This is a genomic window from Actinomyces sp. HMT 175 (assembly GCF_016694895.1).
In the GTDB taxonomy this organism is placed as follows: domain Bacteria; phylum Actinomycetota; class Actinomycetes; order Actinomycetales; family Actinomycetaceae; genus Actinomyces; species Actinomyces oris.
This window is the reverse complement of record NZ_CP068012.1, coordinates 2,507,590-2,525,507: the sequence shown is the minus strand read 5'-3', so window position 1 is coordinate 2,525,507 and position 17,918 is coordinate 2,507,590. Positions and strand designations below refer to the sequence as shown.

The following is a 17,918-nucleotide window of genomic DNA, read 5'->3' as shown; positions in this document are numbered from 1 at the left end:
TTGCCGTCATGAGATAGTCTGCCGTGTGCTGGCGGTCGTGACAGGATGGCTGGGCACTGTGTTCGTGGGGACTCGACTGTGAGCCGTCCACGCGCGTGCCCACCTGTGCTGGGGGCCATCGCGGAGCAGGACGACGAGGAAAGGCGGCCCCATCCATGGCCATGTACGAGCTCGACGGCAACCACCTCCTGCCCGTGCGCCTGGGTCGCTCCGCTGATGCCATCACCCTGTCTCATAGTCTGGTCGCCATCCAGCGTCAGATCGTCGATGTCCTGCGCCGCCCGCTCTTCCCCCTGTCATGGGAGGAGCTCGAGACTGGGGCGAGCCTGACCGCCCTGGACGCCACCGGGCAGGTCGTCGTCGTCGAGGTCCTGGAGAGAGTCGACTCCACGGGGCTGCTGGCCGCCATGTCGCGCCTGACCCAGGCCGCCACCGCGGGCCGCCGTGAGATCGCCAGCAGGTACGCCGGCGGGCTGGGGGCCTTCAGCCAGGACTGGAACGAGTTCCGCGAGGCGATGCCCGCCCAGGTCGAGGCCGGGCCGAGGCTGACGATCCTCAGCGCTTCCCTGGAACCCGACGTCGTCGGAGGGCTGGGAGTGCTGGCCTCCTCCGGGCTGGAGATCCACGAGGTGGACGTGCGCATCGTGGACGAGTCCCGCATCGTCGTCGTGGTGGAGAAGATCTCCGGAATGGACGTGGCCGCCGGGGGGCCGCTGCTCGTGGCCCGTGCGCCCCGCCCGGCCCTGGCCGGCTCCGCCTCCTCCGGCTCGAACGGTTCACGGGGTATGGACGCCACTGAGCAGGCCGAGCACATGAGTCCGGTCACCGGTCCCATCGAGATCGTCATGCCCTCCGAACCGGTGACCGCTCCCGAGGCCGGGGGCGTTGATGATGCCAGCGCCGCCATCCCGGCGGGGGCCTTCGCCGCGACAGGTGCGGCCGACGCGCTCTCCGAGCTGTTCGAGCCGGTGGCCGTCACCGCCGAGCAGCCCCAGGTGCATGCCCTCTCCGACCAGGGCGGGGACGAGGCTCCGCCTGAGGACCCCGAGGGGGCCGGCGGCGCCCAACCTGCTGGGCAGGCCGTGCCCGAACCGGATGAGGGGGCTGCTGACGTCGCCGACGGTCCCGTCGACGACGGCACTAGTGACAGTGCTGCCGATGCTGCCGATGATGGACCCGCGACCGATGCCGAGCACGAGGTTGAGCACAGTGCCGAGGCTGAGCACAGTGCCGAGGTTGAGCCGGAGGCCCCGCAGAGCCGGCCCGAGCCGGGACCGGAGAGCTCCGACGGCGCCCCGCAGGCGCCTGCCGCCGGCAGCGTCGGTCAGGACCTGGCCGACATCCTCAGCGGTGACACCGTGACCGTTCCCGCCGTCGTCGACCTGGGCGAGGAGCCCGTCGCCGACGACGCCGGCCATGGGGGCCGCTCCGACTCCACCGATGACTCCAGCGCCGAGGAGCGGGCCGTCGCCGCCCTGGCCGGAGGCGTGGACATCCTCGGCGGGAGCAGCCTGTCCGGGGGGAGTGGCTCAGCCGCCTCGGCCGGCGAAGCCCCGAGCGAGCCCGGTTCGCGCACCCGCATGGGACGGCGCTCGCGGGCGGCGCACTCTCAGTCGGAGGCCTCCTCGGCTGCGCCCGCCGCGCAGGCCTGGTCCACGGTGGCTCCCAACGAGTCCCGCCCGGAGGCGCCCACCGGCGCGGTGCCCCTCGTGTCCTGGGAGCCGCTGCGCGGCTCGGCCGACGCGCTCGACCCAGTGGCCGAGGCACTGGGCGGGGACCCCTCCAAGTCTCTCCTGGTCCAGGAGACCGCGGAGCTCGCGGCCGTGGCGGCCTCGCTGGGCAAACCGACCCAGCTCATCTGGCAACGGCTGCGCCGAGGCATCTACCACGAGGCGATCCTGTCGGTGGAGGGGGTCATCACCCTGTCCGACGGGCGCTCCTTCACCGACCCGACGTCGGCCGCCAACGCCGCCCAGGCCGTCACCGATGCCGATGGCTGGCGCGTGTGGCGCGTGGGGGTGCACGGCGCCCACCTGGGGGACCTGCGCGACGACCTGGCCGACCGCGGCCTCTGAAGCCCCCTGCCCCCGAGTCTGACTGTCCGGTCGGCTCGTCCGTGCGGTCGAGTCCCTTAGGTCGTAGGTCGTAAGCCCCTTGACATCCTCCGCCCGTAGAGGAGAGCCGGCTGGGGCCGCGAGGCTGGAGGCGGCTCGCGGCTTTCCCGATCACGCGGGCCGGGGAGATGATGATGAACGCGACGCGCAACGTGACGCGTAGGGCCATGGCGCTGGTTGTGGTGGCCCTGTTGGCCTCGCTGTCCCTGCTAACCGCTTGTGGATCGTCGTCGTCGGCCAGTTTGCCGCCGAGTGAACCTCCGTCCGGCGAGCATCAGCTCACGGCCGAGGACGTCAACGCCTGGTTGGACGGGAAGCTGCCCGATGCCTTCAAGAACGGAGGCATCCCCGGTGCCGTGGTGACCGTGGTCAAGGACGGTCAGGTGGTGACCACCCGTGGTTATGGGTGGTCCAATACGGGTGCTTCGGGCGGGCAGCCGGTGGCTGTGGATCCGCAGACGTCCTTGTTCCGGGTGGCCTCGATCTCCAAGATCCCGACCTCCATCGCGGCTATGCAGCTGGTGGAGCAGGGCAAGGTGGATCTCGATGCCGATATCAGCGCCTACCTCGACTTCGAGATCGAGCGGCGCTTCGATGAGCCCCTGACCCTGCGCAACCTCCTGACTCACTCGGCGGGCTTCGAGGAGAGCATCCGGATGGCTCAGGACGAGACGGACCTGGAGGCCTACGTCAAGACCAATCCGCCGGTGCAGGTCTTCGAGCCGGGGAGCACCCCGGGGTACTCCAACTACGGCATGGCCCTGGCCGGCTACATCGTGCAGCGGGTGAGTGGTCAGCCTTTTGAGACCTATGTGCGTGAGCACGTCCTGGAGCCGGCGGGCATGACCTCCTCCACCTATGAGCAGCCTCTGCCCAAGGATATGGCCGGCTCCCTGGGCCCGGGCTACACCTCCACGGGTGAGGAGGTCCCCTTCGAGCTCATGGGTGACTTCCCGGCCGGCTCGCTGACTGTCTCGGCTCCGGACTTCGCGGCCTTCATGAACGCTCAGCTGAGTCGCTCGCCCAAGCTGTTGCGTGAGGAGACCTGGGAGCAGATGTGGTCGCCCGGGCTGGGGGAGGAGCGGCTCGGCAACCGGGCCAAGGCCGGGGAGATGGGCCTGGGCTACTTCGACCTCTCCCGTCACGGCCGGCGAGTCGTGGGGCACGGCGGCGACATTGTGGGGTGGCACTCCCAGTTCGAGCTCTACCCCGAGGAGAACACCGGCATCTTCATCTCCTACAACGGCGATGGTAACGACAGCGACTCCTCGAACAACCTGCGCGAGGACCTGGCTCAGGGCTTCGCCGACCGCTACTTCCCCGGCGAGACGGTTAAGGCATCCGGCAGCAAGGACTCCGCCGAGCGCGCCCGCCAGGTGGCCGGCTCCTACGTGCCCAGCAGAGTCCCGTGGGCCTCCTTCGCGGCGGCCTGGGTGCCGACTCTCTTCCCGGCAACGATCGAGCAGACGGGCGACGGGGGACTCAAGGACGGTAAGACTCAGTATGTCGAGGTCGAGCCCTGGGTCTGGCGGCAGGTCGACGGGCGCAGCGCCTTCGCCGCCCAGGTTGAGGACGGCAAGGTCGTCAGCCTCAGCCAGGGGCCCGCGCTGACCCTGATCCCCATGACAGCGGTCCAGCAGATGCTCGCTCCTGTGTTCGGCATCTGCCTGGTCCTGCTGCTGGTGGTGACGGTGGCCTGGCCGATCGGGGCACTGCGACGACGTCGGGCCCTCGCGCGGGGCCGGGAGGTCGGCGCCCCGGTGTCGTGGCTGACCCGGGTGGCTCGGGGCGGGGGCGCCGTGGCGCTGGCCTCTCAGTTCACCTGGATCGTGATACTCGTCGTCTTCGCAGCCGTTCAGTCTTCTATCGTGGGCTATGGCTCCCTTGCCTGGGTCGTCCCGGTGGTACGGGGCGCCCAGGTCCTTCAGGCTCTGGGCGTGGTGGCCGTCATCCCGGCAGCAGCTGACCTCGTGATGTCCCTGAGGCGCCGGACGGGCTGGCGGAGGATCACCATGTCGACCGTTCTCCTGGCGACACTGGTGGCACTGGCCTGGTGGGCCTGGGCCGGCAACGCCCTGGTACCCAGGCTCGGACTGTGACCGGGGAACGTCGAGGCCTGTGCCCGTCGGCGACAATGCAGCTATGAGCCTGTCCGATCCCACCAGCTCGGTCCCGATCCGGCGCAACGACGTGCTGCTGGCTCTCACCTTCACCGTGGTTCAGCCGGCCGTGGCGTTCCTTGCGAGCACCTCGGTGCCGGTCGGCCCTCGGCCGTGGTTCGCCGCGACGGCGATTCCGCTCGCGGCCGAGGGGCTGGCCCTCGTGCTGTGGCGCAGTCGCCCCCTGGTCTGTCAGGCGCTGGTGTGGTCGGCGGAGGTGGCGACATCATTGCTGCTTCCCGCGGGCTACGTCGCCAGCGGCTACGGTCAGCTCGTCGTGTCCTTCAGTATGGGGATGCGGTTTCCTCTGCGCCGAACGGCGGCTGCCCTGACCGCGTTGTCCCTGGCCTACTCGGCGGTCGACAACTGGCGAGACCCGCCCAATCAGTGGGAGCTGGCCATGACAAGAGTGCTGGTGAACCTGGCGGCCTGCCTGCTACCGATGCTGGGCGGGGCGGCGCTGGCCAGCAGCCGCAGGTACGAACACTCCCGTCAGGAGCTCCTCAGGCGCGAGCACGGCCGGCAGCTGGAGGTGGCCCTCATCCAGGAGCGCCGCCGCCTGGCCGGCGAGCTGCACGACGTCGCCGCCCATCACCTGGCCGGGATCGTCGTGCAGGCGGCCGCGCTCGAGCGACTGATCGACCGCGACCCGCAGACGGCCAGGGACGCGGCTCAGCAGCTGCGCCGGCAGGCCAAGGAGACCCTTTCCGGGCTCCGCTCCGTGGTGGGCCTGCTGCGCAGTGACGAAGAGGCCGAGGAGTCCTCGCCCGGACTGCGCGACCTGCCCGAGCTGGTGGCCTCCACCCGGGCGCTCGGCGTTGACGTCGAGCTGCTCGACGGTGGCCTTCTGGGTGACGAGCCGGGTGATGGGACCACCCACACCACCTCCAGCGGTGCGCCCTCCAGAGATACCGCCGCTCGCATACCGGTCCTGTCGCAGCGGGCCGACACCGCCATCTTCCGGGTGGCGCAGCAGGCGATCAGCAACGCCCTGCAGCACGCTCCGGGAGCCCCGATCACGGTGGAGGTGAGACGTCTGGAGACCGCCCTCGAGCTGACCGTTCTCAACGGCCCGGCACACCGACCCTCGACCGACCCCGGTGGCGGCGGCACTGGCCTGACGGTCATGCGGGAACGGGCCGACGCCGTCGGCGGCTCTCTCCACGCCGGCCCGGTGGAGGGCGGCGGCTGGCGGGTACGGTTGGTCCTGCCGTTGGCTCAGGGGGCTCAGGAGGAGGACGCGTGATCGGGGTGGTACTCGTGGACGACCAGGCGGTGATCCGCGCCGGCTTCCGCATCCTGCTGGAGGAGAACGAGGACATCACGGTGGTGGGAGAGGCCTCCGGCGGCAGGGAGGCGGTGCGCGTGGTGCGCGCGACCCGGCCCGACGTCGTGTGCATGGACCTGCGCATGTCCGAGGGGGACGGCCTGACGGCCACGCGGCAGATCGTCTCCGAGCGGGAGGGCGGCGTCCCGGCGGTCCTGGTCGTCACCACCTTCGACATGGACGCCGACGTCTTCGGCGCGCTGGAGGCCGGGGCGGACGGCTTCATCCTCAAGGACTGCGAGCCCGAGGAGCTGGTCGATGCCGTGCGCCGCCTGGCCTCCGGCTACGGCCTGGTGGACCAGAGCGTCACCCGGCGGGTGATCGCCGAGTTCGCCCGCCGCCAGGGCCGGGTCGAGAACCGAGAGGCGCTCGGTGTGCTCACCGAGCGGGAGCGCGAGGTCGTCCAGCTCTTGGCCGGCGGCATGTCGAACGCGGAGATCGCCGCCGAGCTCGTCGTCGAGACCAGCACGGTCAAGTCGCACCTGACGCGGATCCTGCCCAAGATCGGCGCCCGCGACCGGGTCCAGGCCGTCGTGTGGGCCTTCCGCAACGGGCTGGTCTGAGGGGCCGGCCGTCGTCGGACCGGATCAGCGCAGCACGTAGGCGGCCATCCAGCGGCGCATGGCGGAGAAGACCTGCTCGCGCACGGGCGGCTCGGACAGGGTGAGGTCGTGGACGCCGCCGGGAAAGCGCGCGATGGTCACCAGCTTGCCGAGCATGACGGCGCGGCGGGCGGTGGCGTCGGCGTCGATGATCGTGTCCGCGCTGCGTGACTCCGGAGTCCAGGTCACCCCGAGGCGGGTGGAGGCCGCGCCCATGGACAGCACCGGGCAGCGGATGTCCAGGCCCTGGGCGACGCGGTTGTGGCCCTCCATGACGGCCTGGAGCCAGCCCACGCGCACGGGCGCGGAAGGCTTGATCGACCAGGCCGGGTTGATGTCCCAACCGGTCACGTAAGGGTCGTCGGCCCAGGCGGGATCGGGCAGCTCGCCGTCACGCTCGGGGAGCCAGCCGTCGGTGATGGAGAAGACGCGCGCCGGGTCGACCCAGCCGTCGAGGATCGACATGCGCGGGTCGCGCAGCGCCAGGGTGCGCAGAACCGGGTCGCCGACGGTGCGCACGAGCTCGGAGCCCTGGAGCGAGAGCCAGGCGGAGTTCAGGATCAGGGCGCGCAGGGCCCCCGGGTGGCGGTCCGCCCACAGAGAGGCGACGAGCCCGCCCGTGGAGTGACCCGACAGGACGAGCTCGGTCTCCCAACCCTGATCGGCGCGGATGGCCGACAGGGCCCGCCCCAGGTCCTCGTCATACTCGGCCAGCGAGGTGCACCAGCCCAGCATCTGGCCCTCGCGCCAGGAGCGGCCGTAGCGGCGCAGGTCCAGGGCGTAGAAGGCCCCGCCCAGGCGGGAGATCTCGCGGGCCAGGTGGGTCTGGAAGAAGTAGTCGTTCCAGCCGTGCAGGTAGAGGTAGATGAAGGTGGGGGTGGTGGGGGTGCCCGGCAGGGCGCCGGGGTCGAGGGCCGGCAGGTGGCGCACCAGGGTGGCGACGGCGCCGTCGTCCTCGTCGTCGGGCAGCAGCTCCAGGGTGCGGGCCTCGAAGCCCGGGCCCAGGAAATCCGGCCCCCAGGCGTCCACCGGCGCGTGCTCGGTCGTTGCGTTCACGACCCCATGATGGCACCGCTCGCTGGAAGGGGCGCCAAGACGGAATTCTCACCCACCGACCGAAACTTCAGAAACGACCCGGAGCCGCGTCTTTTTTGAAGTTTCGGTCGAAGTGAGGCGCGGGCGGCGAGAGGGGCGGGCGACGTGAAGTCCCGTTGCCACCGAGGCGACCGGTGTCAGCCGGCGTGCTGGCCGATGAAGCGGAGGATCGCCTCCTCGAGCTGGCGGCCGTGGCCGGCGATGAGGTGACCGCCGGTGGGGAAGAGCGACGTCGTCAGGTCCGGGTAGCGGTGCATGGAGGACTGCACGTGCCCCGCCGGGGGAGCGAAGGGCGCTATTCGGTCGTCCCGGGCGTGCAGGAGCAGGACGGGTGGCTTGAGCTCCTCGATCGGATAGTCCTCGAAGTGCACCGCCATGTCCCGGTTGGTGATCGAGGCGTCGATGTCCGCCCCTGTCCTGCGTTCGGACAGAGGGAGCATGCCGTGGATGGTCCGGGGATCCATGCCCAGGACGGGACTGAAGAATGGCGAGAGCAGCCACAGGATCCAGTCGTGGTTCATGATCGCCGGCGGCCCCATGCGACCGGGCGGTGTCGCGGGCCGGGACGGCCAGGGCGCGGCCGAGCTCAGGAGAATGAGCCCTGTGACGCGCTCGGGGTGGTCCAGGGCGAAGCGGATGGCAGGGGTGCCGCCGGCCGACGCTCCCAGGACGAAGACTCGTTCGATCCCCAGGCGGTCGAGCAACGCGGCGAAGACGGCGGCCTGGGCGGCCGGCGAGCCGTCGCCTCGCACGGCGCTGCCGGGGTAGCCGAAGCGCGACGGCGCGATGACCCGGCAGTGCTCGACCAGGCTCCCGACGCTGTCAAGCGCCTGGTCGTATCCGCCGTACAGCCCGTGAACCGACAGGATCGTCTCGCAGCCGGAGCCGGGGCCTCCTCCCGAGGGCTGCGGTCCACAGTCGACGTAGGCGACCTCGCCGTGACTGAGGGCCATCCTTCGCACCGGATGGGCGAGTAGTCGCGCGCGGGCTGCGGTGCGGGCTCGGCTGAGAGCGAGGGCCTGAGCCGCGCCGTAGATGACGATCCCGGCGCCGAGGAGTCCCGCGGCGAGCAGTGCGCGTCTCATGGCAGACCCCCTCAGGCCTCCGGCGGCGTGTGTGCACTCGTTGCGTTCACGCCCCCATGATGGCACCGCCCGCTGGGAGGGCGTCACGACCGAACTCTCACTCACCAACCAAAACTTCAGAAACGACCCGGAGCCGCGTCGTTTCTGAAGTTTTTGTCGAAGTGAGGCGGGGTGCCGGGGGAGAGGTGGGAGGGCTCCTCGGTGGGCCGCTGACGAAACGCGCCTCGGCATCGACCCTGACGACCGCCTTCGGTCTCCTGCTCCTGGGCGTCTGCGCCGTCACCGCCTACGACCTTCTGACCTCCTGAGCCAGGGATGGGAGCTCGCCCACCGAGCCTGCGGTGACCGCGGATACGGCGCTGCGGCTCGGCACGTACTTCGGGGTATCCGCGCAGTTCTGACTGAACCTGCAGACCCAATATGACCTTGACGTGGCGGAGGACCGTCTTTCGATGCAGATCGATGTCATCACTCCTCTGCGAGTGGCCTGAGGTTCGACATGCCGCGCAGGTCGGCCGGCCGGCCAAGATGCGTGGCAGTATCGGTGGCATGAGCAAGGAAACAGTGCCTGAGCAGACCAGCACCTACGATGTCGTCGTGATCGGTGGCGGGCCGGCGGGGGAGAACGTCGCCCAGTACGCCATCGAGGGCACCGACCTGACCGCGGTCCTCGTTGAGGGCGAGCTCCTGGGTGGCGAGTGCTCCTACTACGCCTGCATGCCCAGCAAGGCGTTCCTCGTGCCTATCGAGGTCGCGGCGGCGTCCGCCAACCTCGGCGGCTTGCGCCCTGCCGAGCTGTCCGCGCTCGATCTGCTCGAGCGTCGTGACGAGTGGGTTTCCCGCTATGACGACGCTGGTCAGGTGCGTTGGGCCGAGGGTGCCGGTCTCGACGTCGTTCGCGGATGGGCACGCCTCGACGGCGAACGGCGCGTCGCCGTGAGAACCGCTGAGGGAGAGCGGGTCCTCCACGCCCGCCGCGCCGTCGTTCTCGCCACTGGCGCGCAGCCCGTCGTGCCCGCTGCGTTCCAAGGCCTCGAGGCCTGGGACTCGCGTGACGCCACCGGCGTGCAGGAGATCCCGCAGCGTCTCGTCGTCGTCGGCGGCGGGGTCGTCGCCTGTGAGGCCGCCACATGGATGTCCGCCCTGGGCAGTGACGTCACCATGCTGGTGCGTGGCCCCCGTCTCCTGTCGGCCGCGGAGTCCTTCGCCTCCCGGCTCATCGAGGAGTCTCTCGCTGCCCGCGGTGTCACCGTCATGACGAATGCTCAGGTGACTGCCGCCGAGCGGTCCCAGGCCAGTGACACCGGGCTCGGTCGTATCCATGGCGGCCCTGTCACGGTCACCTGCGCCGGTCGAACCATCGAGGCCGATGAGATTCTGGTCGCCACCGGCCGTCGCCCGCTCCTGACCGGCATAGGGCTGGAGACCGTCGGCCTGGAGCCCGACGACGTCCTGGACGGTCGCCTGCCCGACTGGCTCTACGCCGTCGGTGACGCCAGTGGCGAGGCCCAGTTGACCCACATAGGCAAGTACCGGGCGCGCGTCGTAGGGGAGAGGATCGCCGCCCTTGCGGCTGGCTGCGAGCCCGAACCAGTGCCCGAGAGCATCCCGGTCCCACAAGTCGTCTTCACCGATCCCCAGCTCGCCTCCAGCGGCCTGACCGAGCAGAAGGCCCGGGCCCTCGGCCACGACGTCGTCACCGCCCAGGTCGGTTACACCTCGGCTGCTGGAGCTGCCCTCCTGCGCGACGATGCCCACGGTGAGGCCAAGCTCGTCGTCGACCGGCACACGGGGGTCGTGCTGGGAGCCACCTTCGTCGGCCCCGGTGCGGGTGAGCTCATCCACGCCGCCACCATTGCCATCACTGCGGGCGTCTCCGTCCATCGGCTGCGTCACGCCGTGCCCGCCTACCCCACCGCCAGTGAGATCTGGCTGCGACTCATCGAGTCCCTCCCGAGCGAGTTGCTCCACCCGAAGAGGTGATATGCGGCGTCACGCGCCGTCCTTGGGAAACGGATGAGAGGTCTTCAGTGATATCAGCCTGGAGCAGGCTCGCCTTGGGCGGAGAGACCTGAGAGACTGGGCGCATGCGAATCGCCATCGGTGCCCCGGGCAATGGAGCCCTTCTGAAGGATGCTCTTGAGGAACGACTGGCTGGGGACGGGCGCGTGAGCGACGTCGTCGACCTGTCCACGCCGGACATCACCTACCCGGAGGTCTCCTTCCAGGTCGCCCGGGCAGTCGCCGAGGGGCGGGTCGACCGTGGTCTTCTCATCTGCGGCACCGGAGTGGGAACGGCCATCGCCGCCAACAAGGTGCCCGGGGTGCGCGCGGCGACCGCGCACGACCTGCTCACCGTGCGCGGCTCGGTGGAGAACTACGACGCCCAGATCCTGTGCATGGGACAGAACGTCATCGCGGCCCCAGCCGCCTGGGCGCTCGTCGACATCTGGCTCGACCTGCGTCACGACCCCACCAGCAGCTACGGCCCCAAGGTCGGCGAGATCGCCGCCTACGAGGCGCGCCTCAACTCCTGACGGCGGCTCCATCGAGCGGACAGGCGCCCGTGGCGCTATCCGCAGCCTCTACGTGCGCGACCCTGATCGGAAACTCATCGAGGTCGCTGTCTACGAGGGTGCCTGAGGATTGCCCGGGTGCCACAAGAGCATCCGTGTCCAAATCGGATACAAAGGAGTCCGAGGCCCGACATAGCCGCTGACTGAACCGCGGAATCGCGCGGTTTCTTTCTGCGTGTCCGAGCTGGGGGTGAGCCTTTGTATCCGATTTGGACACCGCCCAGCACGTCGTGACCGGTCGCGCTGTGCGTGGGGCCGCGATGTCCGGTGCATGACCCGCGTGAGGAACCTCGCGCACCTCTGCATTGAGTGCAAAACTGCACTGAGTGCAAGATGGTGGCGTGACCGGAACCGACCTGCGCGCCACCCAGGCGCAACGCACCCGCGCCGCCATCCGCGCCGCCGCGCTCACCCTGACCCGGGAGCGCGGCTACGCCGCGATGACGGTGGATGACGTCGCCGCCCTCGCCGGAGTCTCCCGGCGCACTGTCTTCAACCACTTCGCCTCCAAGGCCGACCTCCTCGTCGTGGGCCTGGAGCCTCCGGTGCCCGCGGTTGTCGAGGCCTTCGTCAATGGCTCCGGAAGCCTCCTGGAGGACCTCGGTGCTCTGCTCGCCTCCGGCGCCGAGTCCGTCGAGTCCGAGCGCGGCTGGCTCCTGTCCTTCCCGGAGATCGTGCGGGACAACCCCGAGGTGGAGCGTGCCGTCCACGAGCGGCTGCGCATCGTCGCCCAGTCCTTGGCGGAGGCCGCCGGCCGCCGTCTGGGAGCCGAGCCCGACGACCCGCGCACCCGCGCCGTCGTCGCCCTGGCCATGGCCATCCAGCGCAGTTCCCTGGACCTGTGGTGCGGCCGCTCCCACCCCTGGGAGGAGCGCCGCGAAGCCGCAGCGCGCGCTGAGCCCGCCGGGGCCTCCGAGGGCCCCTCGACCGTCGAGATCTCAGGTCGGTGCTCCCAGGCCCCCTTGGTCGATGCCGTGCGCACCATGGTCGAGGCGATCTCCGAGGTCGTCTCCCCACCCCGTTCTTCTCGCAACTGACTGAACCAACTGTTTCCATCCTTTTCCATCCTTAGCCCTCAATCGATAAGGCCACACTCATGACTCAACGCACTTCGACGCCGGCCTCCGCCGGTACCGCCCTCCACGAACCGGGGGCGGAGTTCCACCCCGACCGCCGCTTCTGGGCGGTCTACGCCTCGCTCCTGATCGTCATGTTCCTGTCCGCCATGGACCAGACGATCGTCGGCACGGCCCTGCCCACCATCGTGGGCGATCTCGGCGGCGCCGCCCACATGGCCTGGATCCTGACCGCCTACACCCTGGCCATCACTGTGGCCATGCCGGTCTACGGCAAGCTCGGCGACCTCGTGGGACGCAAGAACCTCTTCCTGGTGGCCATCGCCCTGTTCCTGATCGGCTCGGCCCTGTGCGGCACTGCCGACTCCATGACCCAGCTCATCATCTACCGCTTCATTCAGGGGCTGGGTGGCGGCGGCCTCATGATCTCCTCCCAGGCGATCACCGGCGACCTCATCCCGCCACGGGTGCGCGGCACCTACATGGCCCCCATGGGAGCCATGTTCGGCATCGCGTCCATCCTGGGACCCATCATCGGCGGCTGGCTCACCGACTCGGTCTCCTGGCGCTGGACCTTCTGGATCAACCTGCCGCTGGGCGTCCTGGCCTTCATCGCCATCTTCCTGGTGCTGCGCCTGCCCAGCAGCCGTCTGACCAGTCCCATCGACTGGTGGGGGCTCGGACTCATGAACGCCGGCGCCATCGCCATCGTCCTCATGGCCACCTGGGGCGGCAACCAGTACGCGTGGACCAGCCCGGTCATCATCGGCCTGGGCGTCGTCGGCCTGGTGTGCTGGGGGCTGTTCGGCTTCGTCGAGACGCGCGCCACCGACCCCATCCTGCCCTGGACGATCCTCACCAGCCGCACCTTCATCGTCTCCACGCTCGTCGGCATGCTCGCGATGGGCGGCATGATCGGTGTGCTGAGCTACCTGCCCACCTACCTCCAGATGGTCTACGGATACTCGGCCACCACCTCCGGCCTGCTCCTGGTGCCCATCACCATCGGGATGCTCATCTCCTCGATCCTCTCCGGCGTGCTCGTCTCGCGCACCGACCGCTACAAGATCTACCCGGTGGCGGGACCCCTGGTCGCCGCCGGCGCCGCCTTCTGGCTCTCCCGCCTGTCGACGACGTCGCCCGTCTGGCAGATCTCCGCGGCCACCTTCCTCATGGGGGCGGGCATCGGGCTGTTCTTCCAGCTCCTGGTCACCGTGGTGCAGAACGCCCTGCCGGCCAAGCACCTGGGCACGGCCACCAGCGGCAACAACTTCTTCCGCGAGGTCGGCGTCTCCCTGGGCGCCTCGCTCATCGGTGCGGCCTTCTCCTCCGGCCTGACCTCCAACCTCACGGATCGGATCGGGGCGCTGGCCCGCAGCGCGGACCCGGCCGTCCTGGGGGAGCTGGCCCGGTTCAAGGACGCCGACACCTCCTCGCTCACTCCCGCCCTGGTCAACCAGCTGCCCACCGCCCTGCACGACGCCGTGGCCGGCTCCTACGCCGACGCCCTCCTGCCGATCTTCGGCTGGATGATCCCGCTGTTCGTGGCGACCTCCGTCATCGCCGGCTTCCTGCCCGAAGTGCCCCTGTCCCAGAAGACCGCCATGGAGCAGGTCGCCGAGGCTGAGGCCGCGGCCGAGGATGAGCTCAGTGGGCCGACGTCGCCGCAGGAGCCGGACTCGGCGCCGCAGCAGACGGAGCGGGAATCGACGGAGCCGGTGACGGCGGCTGACGCAGAGTGATGGGCGGCCCGGTGGCCGGGCGCCCGCCTCAGCCCGCCGGGAACCGGTAGCGGTAGATCCTGCTTCCCCGCGCGTAGTAGAGACTGCCGTCGGCGCCGAGGGCCAGGGAGTTGACGTAGACCTTTCCTTGAGGCGTGGTGGCGAAGTCGGCGATGACGGTGCCCTCATCCTGCAAGGACGTGCTCAGGGCCCGCAGGCGCCCCGCCAAGATCCCGTAGAGCACGCCGTCGCGCTCTATCAGCTGACTGCGGTTGGCGTCGGCGTAGCCCTGCCTGGTCAGCGCCCGGCTGCGTCCGATCGTGAAGTCGGCCGGGATCATGGCGAAGACGTGCATGCCGGTAGTCCCGTACACGGTGCCGTCGCTGCCCAAGGTCAGGGCCGTGATGGAACGCTGGTCCTTGAACGGCGTCATCACCCGGGTCACCTTCCGCGTCTTCAGGTCGAACTCGAAGAGCCTGGGCGCGCTCGCCTCCGTCTGCTCGGGGTTCATGCCGTTGCCGCTGGCACTGGTCCCCACGTACAGCTTGTCCTGGTGGTGGACGATCGACAGCGGCCGGCGGTCGCTCAACAAGCCCCGCAGCGACGGATCCGCATAGCTGATCGTGTCCAGCGGGTAGGTGTCGATCTTGTTGTGCGCGGCGTCGTAGATGGACAGCGCCCCGGAGCCGGCCTTGTTCTTGGGAGAGGTTCCGACGGCGAACTCGTCGTCATTGATCGGCACGATGGCGTACGGCCGCGCCTGGCGGGCATCAGACGTGATCCTCACCGACCGGTGATTCTCCAGCGTCGGCCCGGAGGCCCCCATCTCGTACCTGACCAGCTCACCACTGGGGTAGATGCCCGTGACGAACCACTTGCTGCTGTGCCCGAAGCCCTCGACCTGACCCAACGGGGCCTGGGGCAGGCTGTACTGCGTCTTGTCCACCTGCGTGTTGGGGATGGCGCGAAGGAGCATCGGAGCGGTCATGTACCAGGAGGCGTAGAGGTCTCCGCCGGGGACTGCCGTCAGGGCCTGGATGTCGCGGGGTGATCCCTGGATCGCGTTGCGTCCGTCGGCGTCCTTGGGAAGGCTCGCCGCGCTGCCGTCGGAGGCGTGGACAATGGCGATGCTGGCGTCGTCCTTGCCCGCTGAGATGAAGTGCTCGTGCGTCGCCCAGCTCGACTGACTCGGCCGGGCCGAGGGGGCCAGTCCTTGGGCCAGCGTCCGTGAGGTGTTGGTCCGGGGGTCGTACTCCTGGAGCGTCGGTGTGTTGTGGCTCTGGACGGTGTAGTAGACCTTCTCGGCCTCGCCGGGGCGAGTGACGACCTGGCTGGACCAGGTGTCCACCTCAAGCGGCTTGCCGTCCTTCATCTTCTGCGCCCCGGTGGTCGGGTCCAGGACGCAGGTTCCCCCGCAGGTCGGCCGGACGCCGCCCGGGACGCTCGTGCCGACGTACAGGTTGCCGGCCTTGACCTGCAGCCGCTCGACGTGGGAGAGGCCGGCGGTGACGTGACCGGGCACCGCCAGCCTGGTGGTGGCGTTGGTGGAGGTGTTGATTCGGACGATGGAGGGGTTCTTCGTGCCCGTCCCGGCGTAGAGGAACCCGTTGTCGTAAGCGAGGCTGCGCACGTCGCTTTCGCCTGCCTGAACGCCGCCCGGCAGCAAGTCGGTCCACTGGCCCCGTCCCTGGTTGGCGGCGGGGTCGTATCGGAGAATGTGGCCGCCGTGATTGCTCTGCGCTGCCACATAGACCCGGTCGTGCTCGTCGACGACGACGTCCCAGAGGAACGTGCTGTAGGCGGCGACCTGTTCGTAGCCGGGCCGGGACGGATCGCTCAGATTCGTGGCTTTCTGTCCCTCGGGGGCGTCCGGATCGATCTCGAAGAGCTGTCCGCCGCCGCTGGCGAGCAGGACGTGCCGGTTTGACAGCCTGGCGAACTCCCAGGGCTGCACGTCGGTGTTCTCCGGGACGAGCCGCTCGCGCGACCTCAGTGTGCGGGTATTGAGGTCCACGACGTGCAGCAGGCCGCCGTTGCCGCCGGCCACGACGATGCCGACGGGGGTGCCGTCACTCAGGACGGTGGTTCCGATGCTCGGCACGCTGGGGTCGGGTGGCGGTGTGGCGGGCAGGGCCTCCTCCCTGCCTCCTGGGTCGAGGGCGACGGCGGGGGCGGTGATGGATAAAGACAGGGCAAGGGCGGTGGCGAACGCGCCCCACAGGGTGAGGATGGTTGTCCTGGCTGACTGCTTCATCGCTGTTCTCGCCTTGTGTCGGAGGAAGGGGACTGTGCGTGCCGCCGTCCGGCGGGCTGAGCCCGTCGGAGCGGATGGAACCGCCCGGCCATTGTTCTACGGGGATGAGATGACGGGCGGCGAAACCAACCGTGAAGTTGATCGATAAATCACTGTGAGGATGCTGGTCGAGCTGCTCCGGTGGTCTTGAGTGCTCGCGCAGGCCGAGCCGGGTGCGCCGCCGGGGTTCGACAGGTGAGAGGATGGTCCGGTGATGAATCAGATCTTCAGACGACCGCCCCCGGCAGTGCTGCTGGCGATGGCGGGCGCGGCGCAGAGCGCCATGACTCGTGGTCGGACAGTGACGCCCGCGTCGGTGGTGGCGGCCACCGCCGTCGTCGGAGGCTCGCTGTGCCTGCTCGCCGGAAGCGCGGGTAACTTTCTTCGCCACCGCACCACGGTCGACCCAGTGAGGGTCGAGCGGGCTCAGCACCTCGTTGTGGACGGCCCCAACCGGCTGACGCGCAATCCCATGTACCTGGGCCTGACGGGCCTGCTGCTCTCGCACGCGATCGCGCGCAGGAGCCCGTCCGCGCTGATCCCGCTGGCCGGCTTCGTCTGGCTCATCGACCGCCACCAGATCCCGGCCGAGGAGAAGGCCCTGGAGGAGAGGTTCGGGCAGGACTACCTCGACTACAAGGAGGCCGTTCCCCGCTGGCTGGGTGTGCCGTGCGCTCGAGGGTGCTGCCGAGCCCGCTGCCGGCGCTGAGGACGTGTGACGCCTGAGGGTGGGGTGACCCGAATCGCGCGGTCGGCCGGAATGATCCGACGGCGCACATAGTTGAAGGTTGCATGAAAGCATTCGGGTTTCTCAGCTTCGGACACTATGGACACGGTCGCGGCCCTGGCGACCCCGACGCCGGCCAGGCGCTCAAGGAGGCCGTCGAGATCGCCGTCGGCGCTGATGAGATCGGTGTCAACGGCGCCTACTGGCGCGTCCACCACTACGCCCGCCAGGCCGCCGCCCCCATCCCGCTGCTCTCCGCGGCCGGTGCCCGTACCCGGCGCATCGAGGTCGGCACCGGCGTCATCGACATGCGCTATGAGAACCCGCTCTACCTGGCTGAGGAGGTCGCCGCTCTCGACCTGCTCACCGACCAGCGCATCGCCATCGGCATCTCCCGCGGCTCGCCGGAGCAGGCCCGCCGCGGCTGGGAGACCTTCGGCTACACCGGCGGTGCCGACCCGCGCGGAGCCGACGTCGCCCACGCCCACACCGCCCAGTTCCTCGACGCCGTCCGGGGCGTCCCGCAGGCGGACCTCGACACCAGCGGTGGCATGGCACCCGGCGCCAGCTCCCGCCTGCGCATCGAGCCGCACGCCCCCGGCGTGGACCGCCGCCTGTGGTGGGGCGCCGGCTCGCGGGAGACCGCCGAGTGGACCGCCCGCCAGGGCCTGAACCTCATGAGCTCGACCCTCCTGACCGAGGCCACTGGCGAGGGCTTCTCCCACCTTCAGGCCGAGCAGATCCGCCGCTACCGCGAGACGTGGAAGGAGGCCGGCCACAACTGGACCCCGCGCGTGAGCGTCTCGCGCTCCATCTTCCCGATCGTCTCCGAGGTCGACCGGAAGTTCTTCGCGCTGCGCGGCGAGGACTCCCACGACCAGATCGGCGTCATCGACGGCCTGCAGTCGACCTTCGGGCGCACCTACGCCGCCGAGCCCGACGTCCTCATCGAGCAGCTCGCCCGGGACGAGGCGCTCCATGCCGCCGACACCCTCATGCTCACCATTCCCAGCCAGCTCGGCGTCGACTTCAACCTCCACATCCTGCAGGCCTTCGCAGAGCATGTCGCCCCGGCACTGGGGTGGCAGCCCAACACCGCCGGACCGGTGACGGGCTACTCCCTGGAGGCGTAGGCGTCCGACA

14 protein-coding genes are annotated in these 17,918 nt (G+C 69.7%); 11 read left to right on the top strand and 3 right to left on the bottom strand.

All coding sequences use genetic code 11. From position 1 onward, the window contains the following. The first annotated feature begins 155 nt into the window (after positions 1-155). From JJJ14_RS10590 to JJJ14_RS10575, 4 genes are all read left to right on the top strand, one after another. Positions 156-2,075 carry a hypothetical protein gene (locus tag JJJ14_RS10590; protein ID WP_101558779.1) on the top strand — a complete coding sequence of 640 codons (1,920 nt, stop codon included), beginning with the start codon at positions 156-158 and terminating at the stop codon, positions 2,073-2,075. Between the two features lie 173 nt (positions 2,076-2,248). Beyond that, a complete protein-coding gene (locus JJJ14_RS10585; protein ID WP_201444096.1) occupies positions 2,249-4,213 on the top strand; it encodes a serine hydrolase domain-containing protein in 1,965 nt (654 codons plus the stop codon). Positions 4,214-4,256: 43 nt separating this feature from the next. After that, the gene (locus JJJ14_RS10580) at positions 4,257-5,519 is read left to right on the top strand and encodes a sensor histidine kinase (protein ID WP_236592814.1); all 1,263 of its coding nucleotides are present in this window, start codon (positions 4,257-4,259) and stop codon (positions 5,517-5,519) included. Next, positions 5,516-6,163 carry a response regulator gene (locus JJJ14_RS10575; RefSeq protein ID WP_201444093.1) on the top strand — a complete coding sequence of 216 codons (648 nt, stop codon included), beginning with the start codon at positions 5,516-5,518 and terminating at the stop codon, positions 6,161-6,163. Before JJJ14_RS10580 ends, JJJ14_RS10575 begins: the two co-directional genes overlap by 4 nt. Positions 6,164-6,187: 24 nt before the next feature. On the opposite strand, the gene JJJ14_RS10570 is transcribed toward JJJ14_RS10575, so the two are convergent. Continuing rightward, positions 6,188-7,258, bottom strand: coding sequence for an alpha/beta hydrolase (locus JJJ14_RS10570; protein ID WP_201444092.1), 1,071 nt, complete (start codon positions 7,256-7,258; stop codon positions 6,188-6,190). 176 nt (positions 7,259-7,434) lie between these two features. Beyond that, positions 7,435-8,382 carry an alpha/beta fold hydrolase gene (locus JJJ14_RS10565; protein WP_101558774.1) on the bottom strand — a complete coding sequence of 316 codons (948 nt, stop codon included), beginning with the start codon at positions 8,380-8,382 and terminating at the stop codon, positions 7,435-7,437. A 185-nt stretch (positions 8,383-8,567) separates the two neighbouring features. On the opposite strand from JJJ14_RS10565, the gene JJJ14_RS12715 reads away from it, so the two are divergent. From JJJ14_RS12715 to JJJ14_RS10545, 5 genes are all read left to right on the top strand, one after another. Further along, on the top strand, positions 8,568-8,690 hold the full coding sequence (locus JJJ14_RS12715) for a hypothetical protein (RefSeq protein WP_267892468.1): 123 nt from the start codon (positions 8,568-8,570) through the stop codon (positions 8,688-8,690). A gap of 241 nt (positions 8,691-8,931) precedes the next feature. Then, positions 8,932-10,365 carry a dihydrolipoyl dehydrogenase family protein gene (locus tag JJJ14_RS10560; protein ID WP_233431576.1) on the top strand — a complete coding sequence of 478 codons (1,434 nt, stop codon included), beginning with the start codon at positions 8,932-8,934 and terminating at the stop codon, positions 10,363-10,365. A gap of 104 nt (positions 10,366-10,469) precedes the next feature. Beyond that, positions 10,470-10,919 carry an RpiB/LacA/LacB family sugar-phosphate isomerase gene (locus JJJ14_RS10555; protein ID WP_201444091.1) on the top strand — a complete coding sequence of 150 codons (450 nt, stop codon included), beginning with the start codon at positions 10,470-10,472 and terminating at the stop codon, positions 10,917-10,919. 380 nt (positions 10,920-11,299) lie between these two features. Continuing rightward, entirely contained in the window at positions 11,300-11,995 is a 696-nt protein-coding gene (locus JJJ14_RS10550; RefSeq protein ID WP_201444090.1) for a TetR/AcrR family transcriptional regulator, read from the top strand. A gap of 59 nt (positions 11,996-12,054) precedes the next feature. Beyond that, positions 12,055-13,776 (top strand): MDR family MFS transporter, encoded by a 1,722-nt coding sequence (locus tag JJJ14_RS10545; RefSeq protein ID WP_201444089.1) that lies wholly within the window; start codon positions 12,055-12,057, stop codon positions 13,774-13,776. A gap of 28 nt (positions 13,777-13,804) precedes the next feature. Here the strand turns inward: JJJ14_RS10545 and JJJ14_RS10540 are convergent, their stop codons facing one another. Then, positions 13,805-16,009, bottom strand: coding sequence for a hypothetical protein (locus JJJ14_RS10540; protein ID WP_201444087.1), 2,205 nt, complete (start codon positions 16,007-16,009; stop codon positions 13,805-13,807). 253 nt (positions 16,010-16,262) lie between these two features. Between JJJ14_RS10540 and JJJ14_RS10535 the strand changes: the two genes are divergently transcribed. Both JJJ14_RS10535 and JJJ14_RS10530 read left to right on the top strand, forming a co-directional pair. Next, the gene (locus JJJ14_RS10535; RefSeq protein ID WP_201444086.1) at positions 16,263-16,757 is read left to right on the top strand and encodes a methyltransferase family protein; all 495 of its coding nucleotides are present in this window, start codon (positions 16,263-16,265) and stop codon (positions 16,755-16,757) included. A gap of 83 nt (positions 16,758-16,840) precedes the next feature. Next, entirely contained in the window at positions 16,841-17,908 is a 1,068-nt protein-coding gene (locus JJJ14_RS10530; protein ID WP_201444085.1) for an LLM class flavin-dependent oxidoreductase, read from the top strand. Positions 17,909-17,918: the final 10 nt, after the last annotated feature.

Bases quoted from the DNA above. Each gene is read 5' to 3' on its own strand.
- JJJ14_RS10590 (WP_101558779.1), top strand. From the start codon at position 156: ATGGCCATGTACGAGCTCGACGGCAACCACCTCCTGCCCGTGCGCCTG.
- JJJ14_RS10585 (WP_201444096.1), top strand. From the start codon at position 2,249: ATGAACGCGACGCGCAACGTGACGCGTAGGGCCATGGCGCTGGTTGTG.
- JJJ14_RS10580 (WP_236592814.1), top strand. From the start codon at position 4,257: ATGAGCCTGTCCGATCCCACCAGCTCGGTCCCGATCCGGCGCAACGAC.
- JJJ14_RS10565 (WP_101558774.1), bottom strand. From the start codon at position 8,382: ATGAGACGCGCACTGCTCGCCGCGGGACTCCTCGGCGCCGGGATCGTC.
- JJJ14_RS10560 (WP_233431576.1), top strand. From the start codon at position 8,932: ATGAGCAAGGAAACAGTGCCTGAGCAGACCAGCACCTACGATGTCGTC.
- JJJ14_RS10555 (WP_201444091.1), top strand. From the start codon at position 10,470: ATGCGAATCGCCATCGGTGCCCCGGGCAATGGAGCCCTTCTGAAGGAT.
- JJJ14_RS10545 (WP_201444089.1), top strand. From the start codon at position 12,055: ATGACTCAACGCACTTCGACGCCGGCCTCCGCCGGTACCGCCCTCCAC.
- JJJ14_RS10540 (WP_201444087.1), bottom strand. From the start codon at position 16,009: ATGAAGCAGTCAGCCAGGACAACCATCCTCACCCTGTGGGGCGCGTTC.
- JJJ14_RS10535 (WP_201444086.1), top strand. From the start codon at position 16,263: ATGAATCAGATCTTCAGACGACCGCCCCCGGCAGTGCTGCTGGCGATG.
- JJJ14_RS10530 (WP_201444085.1), top strand. From the start codon at position 16,841: ATGAAAGCATTCGGGTTTCTCAGCTTCGGACACTATGGACACGGTCGC.